This is a genomic window from Actinomadura darangshiensis, assembly GCF_004349235.1.
Classification (GTDB): Bacteria; Actinomycetota; Actinomycetes; order Streptosporangiales; family Streptosporangiaceae; genus Spirillospora; species Spirillospora darangshiensis.
In genome coordinates, this window is the sequence record NZ_SMKY01000361.1 from 1 (window position 1) to 7,832 (window position 7,832).

Sequence of the window (7,832 nt, forward strand, 5' to 3'; positions counted from 1 at the left end):
CGCGGCCGACACCACCGCCGCGGACCCCGCCGTCCGGCTCACCCGCCGCCAGCTCCTGGACGGCGCCGGCATCGACGAGGCCCTCCTCGCCCGCCTGGAGGAGTACGGGCTCCTGCGCCGGACCGGAGGGCACTACGAGGGCGACGCCCTGAACATCGCCCGCGTCGCCGCCGCGCTCGGCGAGTTCGGCTTCGAGGTCCGGCACCTGCGCGCCGTCAAGGCCGCCGCCGACCGCCAGGTCGGCCTCATCGAGCAGATGGTCGCCCCGCAGCTGCGCCGCCGCGGCAGCGGCGCGCACGAGCAGGCCGCCGAGACCGCCCGCGAGATCGCCGCGCTCTCCGTCCGGCTGCACGCCGCCCTGGTCAACGCGGGTCTGCGCGAAAGCCTCGACCCCTGATCATGGGGGCCGTGCAGGATTTTCCCGGTCTCGCCGCGCCGCGAGGTGTCCGGGCCTGGGTGTACGTTGGCTACATGGTTCGGTCAGACTTCGACCCGCCGCACATGATCGAGACAGCGAGAACCTGCAGGGAGCCGCTGTGAAGCAGATGGAGGTCGTCGGCGTCCGGGTCGAGATGCCCTCCAATCAGCCGATCGTCTTGCTGAAGGAGACGGAGGGCGACCGCTACCTGCCCATCTGGATCGGGGCGGTCGAAGCGACCGCGATCGCCTTCGCCCAGCAGGGTGTGCTGCCCGCCCGGCCCCTCACCCACGACCTGTTCCGCGACGTGCTCGACGCCCTCAGCGTCCAGCTCCGCACGGTCAACATCACCGACCTGCGCGAGGGCATCTTCTTCGCCGACCTCATCTTCTCCAACGGCGTCGAGGTGAGCGCCCGCCCGTCCGACTCCATCGCCCTCGCCCTGCGCACCGGCGCCACGATCTTCGCCAGCGAGGACGTCCTGGAAGAGGCCGGCGTCGCCATCCCGGACGAGCAGGAGGACGAGGTCGAGAAGTTCCGCGAGTTCCTCGACACGATCTCCCCGGAGGACTTCGGCCGCGCCGGCTGACGGCTCGGGTGGGCGAGCCGTGGTCGCAACCCGCGAACTGCCGCATTCCTGAGGCTCCGCATCTGAAACTCCTGGTGTGCTGGCCGTGGTGTGCGGGCGGGTGTGTGGGGAATGTCACGGAGGGGGGTAAGTTCACAAGGTGGCGGGATTGGTCGTCCATCACCCCGGACCTGGTGGTTTTCTACGGGGGGCCATCGGGGTATGGAGTGCGTTGGCGGCGAAGGTGCGCAGTTTGCCCACGTGAAGCCGGTTCATCCGGGCATGCGACGCGCCGACGGTGAACGTTGACCACGCCCTGACCGGCACCTACCGTGCTGGTGGAACACCCGTGGTGTAATTCGTCAAACCCCCTTGACGAAACGCCACGGGGTGATAGAAGCCGGAGGTCCGCGTGGCGGTGAGCAGCGGCGAGGGCAAGGCGACCCCCGAGAGGCACATGGCGTCCCGGCGTGCCGGAGAGCAGGGACTGCTCTTCGACACCCAGGTCTCCGCGCCACCGGAGGATGTCGGCTACCGCGGCCCGACGGCGTGCGCGGCGGCGGGGATCACCTACCGGCAGCTCGACTACTGGGCCCGCACCAAGCTGGTCGAGCCCGGCGTGCGGTCCGCGCACGGGTCGGGCAGCCAGCGGCTCTACGGCTTCCGCGACATCCTGGTCCTGAAGGTCGTGAAGCGGCTGCTGGACACGGGCGTCTCCCTGCAGCAGATACGTACCGCCGTCACCCATCTGCGCGACCGCGGCGTGCAGGACCTGGCGCAGATCACCCTGATGAGCGACGGCGTCAGCGTGTACGAGTGCACCTCGGCGGACGAGGTCGTCGACCTGCTGCAGGGCGGGCAGGGCGTGTTCGGCATCGCGCTCGGCCGAGTATGGCAGGAGGTGGAGGGGAGCCTGGCGGAACTCCCCGGCGAACGCGCCGCCGCGGACGACGCGGACCCTTCCGGCCACCCCCACGATGAGCTCGCCAACCGGCGCCGCGCGCGCCGCACCGGCTGAAGCCTCAGAGCGCCTCCTTGCGCTGCAGGAACGCGAACGCCCCCCAGCCCGGCAGGACCGGCAGCCACAGCGTGAGCAGCCGGTAGAGGAGCACGGCGGACGTCGCCGTCTCCGCCGTCAGCCCCGAGATCGTCAACGCCAGGGTGAGGGCGCCCTCGACGGCGCCCAGGCCGCCCGGCGTCGGTGCCGCCGAGCCGACCGCGTTCGCGGTGAGGAAGACCAGCACCACCGTCGTCCACGGCAGCGACCCGCTGAACGCGCGGATCGACGCGTCCAGGCACAGCGAGAAGGCCAGGGTGAGGAGCAGTGACCCGCCGATCCCGGTGCAGAGCTTCTTCGGTGACTGCAGGACGTCCACCAGGCGCGGGACGACGCCCGAGAACATGCTCCTGAGCCGCGACGTGACGACCCGCCTCACCCGGGGGACGGTCAGCGTGAGGCCCGCGAGCAGGCCCAGTGTCAGGACGGCGATCACGATCGTCCGGGACGGCGCCAGGTCCTGCGTCGCCTTGGTCGTCGAGCCGGTCAGGAACCCGAACAGGACCAGCAGCAGGATGTGCGTGGCCAGCCCCACCAGCTGGGACGCGCCTACGCTGGCGACCGCGAGGGTGGGGCGGACGCCCGAGCGCTGCAGGTAGCGCGTGTTGACGGCGACGCCGCCCACGGCGGCGGGCGCGACCAGTTTCACGAACGAGGCGGCGACCTGCGCCAGCACCGTCCGCCACAGCGGCAGCCGTTCCGGGACGAACCCCATCAGCATCAGCGCGGCGGCCACGTAGGTGAGCGCGGCCGCCCCCAGCGCGCCGGCCACCCAGTGCCAGCTCGCCGTCGCCGCCAGACGCCCGACGTCCAGGCTCGCCACCTGCGGGATGACGATGTAGGCCGCGACGGACAGGGCCACGATGCTGAAGATGGTGCGGGGCCGGAACCGCTCCAGCCTGGCCGGCGCCGCCTCCGTCTCCGGCGTCAGCCGGACGATCTGCTCCCGGATCCGGGTGAGCAGGTCCCGGTGGTGCCGCAGCTCCGTGCGCGTCATCCGGGACAGCGCCACCCGCTGCAGCAGCGGCACCGCCGCGCCCAGGCTCTCCTCGCCCAGCACGGACGCCGCCGTCCGGACCGCCCGCTCGGGGCTCGTCCGCAGCGCCAGCGTGGTGAGGAGCTGCGCGAGGTCGAGGCGCAGCGCCAGGTCGCCCGCCGCCGTCTCCCCGGACCGCAGCCCCGTCACGTAGGCGAGGCCGTCCTCGCCGACGAGGATCGCCCCGCCCTCCAGCCGGCGGTGCGCGAGCCGGCCCCCCTGCAGCGCCCTGAACTGCCGCCACACGTCCGTCAGCAGCTCGTCGGTGATCTCGTCGCTGGGGACGTCCCCGAGCCGCCGCCCCGGCACGTGCTCGTAGGCCAGCAGCGCCGCCTCGGTGCCGACCTCGCAGGCGCCGACGAGCCGCGGGGTCCGGGCGCCCGCCGCGTCCACGGCGTAGGCCATCAGCGACTCCAGCTCCAGGGACCGGCGCAGCGACCGCAGCGTCCGCCCGGTCGTGTCGGCGCGCAGCCGCAGCAGCCGCCAGACGCGGTAGATCAGCCCGGCGGTCTGCTGGTCCCGGTCCAGGACGCGGACCTCCAGGTCCCAGTCGCCGTGCAGGCCGCGCCCCACCGGCAGCCGGGCGCCGCCGCCGTCCGGGGGAGCGGGCGCGAGGACGACGCCGTAGCGGCGGGCGTCCTCACCGTCGGCGGCGTCGCCGCCGTCCAGGCGCGCCCCCCGCTTCGGCCGGAGCCCGAGGCGTTCCAAGGACGCGACGACCGTCCGGCCGCTCGGCCGCGGATTCGGTGTCCCGACGGCGTAGAGGGTGCCGTGGCCGATGGCGCGTCCCAGCACGTAGGTGGCGGCCAGCGCGGCGACGGAGGCGTAGGAGGCGGTCAGCCCGGTCAGCGCCGCCAGGCCGATCATGGTCCAGGTGGCGGCCTGCCAGCGGACGCGGCCCGCCATCCCGACTGCGCTGACGAACGCGATCACCGGGGCGATGTCGGTGTGCACCGGCGCGGTCGCGGTCCCGCCCCAGATCAGCGAGTCCAGCACGCCGCCCGGGGCGGCCCGCACCACCAGGTCGTCCAGGCCCACCGTGACCCCGAACGCGATCACGGCGGCCAGCAGCGCGATCGCGACGCGTGTCCCGTCCTTGTGGAACAGCCGCTCGACGGCGAACGCGATCGGGACCGCCAGCACCCCGAAGCTGGACACCAGCGTCGCGAGCGTCAGCAGCAGCCGGGGCGCGTGCGCGGTGCCCTGCACGATGTCGGTCTGCAGGCCGTGGGTGGTCTGCTGCGCGATCGACACCAGCAGCATCACCGCCGCCAGCCCCACCATCGAGGCCGCGAACCTGATCGCGTCGGACGGGCGGCGGATCCGGTCGGGCTGGGCGGGCTCGTCGACGGGCACACCGGCGGTCGCACCCGTCCTCGGGCGCACCGCGCCGCCCTGGGTCCGTGTCACGCCGTACCGCCGCCCCGACCATCCGTCATCGTGATCAGCGTCCCAGACCCGGCGGCACCGCGTCGAGCGCCGGTCCCGTGCGACGGCGTCACCGCGACTTTGGGTAGGGTTTCTCCCAGGACATGCCGTCGACCCTGTGCGGGAGAGATCCCACGCCGCCAGCGTGGGGCGCCGAAGGGGCAACCTCCCCGGAACCTCTCAGGCAAAAGGACCGCGCGGACGAGGCACCTCTGGAAAGCAGGCGTCGATCCCCGCACGCGGGGAAGGCGGCTCACCGAAGGGGAAACCCCGCCGCGCGGGTGAAGCTCTCAGGTGCCGATGACAGAGGGGGAGACCGGCCGCCGGCCCGCGTGCCGGCGGTGGCCCTGAGCGACCGCAGCAGCCAGGAGGCTCTCCATGACCGCCCAGTTCTTCGCCCCCGTGGCCGCGCCGCAGCATCCCCGGTCCGCGTTCGCCGACCGGCACATCGGCCCCTCCCCGGACGACCAGGCGCGGATGCTCGCCGCCATCGGGTTCTCCGGCATCGAGGCGCTGGCCGACGCCGCGGTCCCCGCCGCGATCCGCACGTCCCGGCCGCTGGCGCTGCCGCCCGCGCTGAGCGAGACCGCCGCGCTGGACCGGCTCCGCGAGCTGGCGTCCCGCAACACCGTGCTGACGTCCATGATCGGGCTCGGCTACCACGGGACCATTACGCCCGGCGTCGTCATGCGGAACGTCTTGGAGAACCCCGGCTGGTACACCGCCTACACGCCCTACCAGCCGGAGATCTCCCAGGGCCGGCTGGAGGCGCTGCTGAACTTCCAGACGGTGGTCGGCGACCTGACCGGCCTGCCCGTCGCCAACGCCTCCATGCTGGACGAGGGCACCGCGGCCGCCGAGGCGATGGCGCTCGCCCACCGCGTCTCCAAGCGCAAGGAGCCGGGCACGTTCCTCGTCGATGCCGACACGCTCCCGCAGACGATCGAGGTCGTCCGGACGCGCGCGGTTCCGCTCGGCATCGAGGTGGTCACCGCCGACCTGTCCGGGGGGCTGCCGGACGGCGACTTCTTCGGCGTGCTGCTGCAGTACCCGGGCGCGTCCGGCGCCGTCCGCGACCTGGAGCCGGTCATCGCGCAGGCGCACGAGCGCGGCGCCAAGGCGGTCGTCGCCGCCGACCTGCTCGCGCTGACGCTGCTGCGCCCGCCGGCCGAGGCCGGCGCCGACATCGCGGTGGGCTCGGCGCAGCGGTTCGGCGTCCCGTTCGGGTTCGGCGGCCCGCACGCCGGCTACATGGCGGTCGGCGAGGGCATCCAGCGGCAGCTGCCCGGGCGCCTGGTCGGCGTGTCGGTCGACGCGGACGGCGCCACCGCCTACCGGCTGGCGCTGCAGACCCGCGAGCAGCACATCCGCCGGGAGAAGGCCACCAGCAACATCTGCACCGCGCAGGTCCTGCTCGCCGTGATGGCGAGCATGTACGCGGTCTACCACGGGCCCGAGGGGCTCGCCGCGATCGCGCAGCGGACGCACCGCCGCGCCGCCGAGATCGCCGCCGGGCTGCGCGCCGGGGGAGTGGAGATCGTCCACGACGCCTTCTTCGACACCGTCCTCGCCCGCGTGCCCGGCCGCGCCGCCGAGGTCGTCGCCGCCGCCCGCGAGCGGGGGGTCAACCTGCGCCCGGCCGGCGCCGACCACGTCGGGATCGCCTGCGACGAGACGACGCTGCCCGAGCACGTCGCGGCCGTCCTGGAGGCGTTCGGCGCCTCCGCCGCCGAGGACGTCCCCGAATCGTTCCCGGACGCGCTGCGCCGCGAGAGCCCCTACCTCACCCACCCGGTCTTCCACGCGCACCGCTCCGAGACCGCCATGCTGCGCTACCTGCGCAGGCTCCAGGACAAGGACATCGCGCTCGACCGCTCGATGATCCCGCTCGGCTCCTGCACGATGAAGCTGAACGCGACCGCCGAGATGGAGCCGGTCACCTGGCCGGAGTTCGCGAACATCCACCCGTTCGCCCCGGTCGACCAGGCCGCCGGCTACGTCGAGCTCATCGGCGAGCTCGAGGGCTTCCTCGCCGAGATCACCGGATACGCGCAGGTCTCCGTCCAGCCGAACGCCGGGTCCCAGGGGGAGCTGGCCGGGCTGCTCGCCATCCGCGGCTACCACGCGTCCCGCGGCGAGGAGCACCGCGACGTGTGCCTGATCCCGTCCTCGGCGCACGGCACCAACGCCGCCAGCGCCGTCATGGCCGGGATGCGCGTCGTCGTCGTGAAGTGCGACGAGGGCGGCAACGTGGCCCTCGACGACCTGCACGCCAAGATCGGCAAGCACGGCGACCGGCTCGCCGCGATCATGGTGACCTACCCGTCCACGCACGGCGTCTTCGAGGAGACGATCACCGACGTCTGCGCCGCCGTGCACGAGGCGGGCGGCCAGGTCTACGTGGACGGCGCCAACCTCAACGCGCTCGTCGGCCTCGCCCGCCCCGGCGAGTTCGGCTCGGACGTCTCCCACCTCAACCTGCACAAGACGTTCTGCATCCCGCACGGCGGCGGCGGCCCCGGCGTCGGCCCGATCGGCGTCCGCGAGCACCTCGCCCCGTTCCTGCCGAACCACCCGCTGCGCGAGGAGGCCGGTCCGGCCAGCGGCGTCGGCCCGATCTCCGCGGCCCCCTGGGGCTCGGCAGGCATCCTGCCGATCTCCTGGGCCTACATCGCGATGATGGGGCCGGACGGCCTGCGCGCCGCCACCGAGGGCGCCATCGTCGGCGCCAACTACCTGGCCGCCCGGCTCGCCCCCCATTACCCGATCCTCTACACCGGCCGGAACGGCCTCGTCGCGCACGAGTGCATCGCCGACCTCCGCAAGATCACCAAGGACACCGGGATCACCGCCGAGGACGTCGCCAAGCGCCTCATCGACTACGGCTTCCACGCCCCGACGCTCTCCTTCCCCGTCGCCGGCACCCTGATGATCGAGCCCACCGAGTCCGAGGACCTCGCCGAGCTCGACCGGTTCTGCGACGCCATGATCGAGATCCGCCGGGAGGTCCAGCGCGTCGCCGACGGCGGCTACGACCGCGAGGACAACCCGCTCAAGAACGCCCCGCACACCGCCGGCTGCCTCGTCTCCGACGACTGGAAGCACGCCTACACCCGCGAGGAGGCCGCCTACCCCGTCCCGTCCCTGCGCGAGAACAAGTACTGGCCGCCCGTCCGCCGCATCGACCAGGCCTACGGCGACCCCCGAGACGCTGCGGGACGCGGCATGAGCGCCCCGCAGATGCCCGAACTACCGCCCGAACTCGCTGCCGCCGTCCAGCGCGCCGCTATGCCGGACTTCGACCGCTGGCACCAGATGATCCGCT

The 7,832-nt window shown here is 73.3% G+C and carries 4 protein-coding genes, 1 pseudogene and 1 riboswitch; of the genes and pseudogenes, 4 read left to right on the top strand and 1 reads right to left on the bottom strand.

The genetic code is table 11. The features are described from left to right. The 3 genes and pseudogenes from E1293_RS41440 to E1293_RS41450 form a co-directional block, all read left to right on the top strand. Positions 1 to 397, top strand: a pseudogene (locus E1293_RS41440) (transcriptional regulator FtsR); the annotation flags it as partial. A 139-nt stretch (positions 398 to 536) separates the two neighbouring features. After that, positions 537 to 1,007, top strand: coding sequence for a bifunctional nuclease family protein (locus E1293_RS41445; protein WP_021599257.1), 471 nt, complete (start codon positions 537 to 539; stop codon positions 1,005 to 1,007). Positions 1,008 to 1,398: 391 nt separating this feature from the next. After that, positions 1,399 to 2,004, top strand: coding sequence for a MerR family transcriptional regulator (locus E1293_RS41450; RefSeq protein WP_132204714.1), 606 nt, complete (start codon positions 1,399 to 1,401; stop codon positions 2,002 to 2,004). 4 nt (positions 2,005 to 2,008) lie between these two features. Here E1293_RS41450 and E1293_RS41455 read toward each other — a convergent pair whose 3' ends face one another. Beyond that, the gene (locus tag E1293_RS41455) at positions 2,009 to 4,489 is read right to left on the bottom strand and encodes a lysylphosphatidylglycerol synthase transmembrane domain-containing protein (protein ID WP_243717348.1); all 2,481 of its coding nucleotides are present in this window, start codon (positions 4,487 to 4,489) and stop codon (positions 2,009 to 2,011) included. Between the two features lie 129 nt (positions 4,490 to 4,618). Further along, positions 4,619 to 4,713: riboswitch (glycine riboswitch) on the top strand. Positions 4,714 to 4,885: 172 nt separating this feature from the next. Between E1293_RS41455 and gcvP the strand changes: the two genes are divergently transcribed. Further along, the coding region (gene gcvP / locus E1293_RS41460; protein WP_132204716.1) for an aminomethyl-transferring glycine dehydrogenase at positions 4,886 to 7,832 on the top strand (2,947 nt) is incomplete at its 3' end.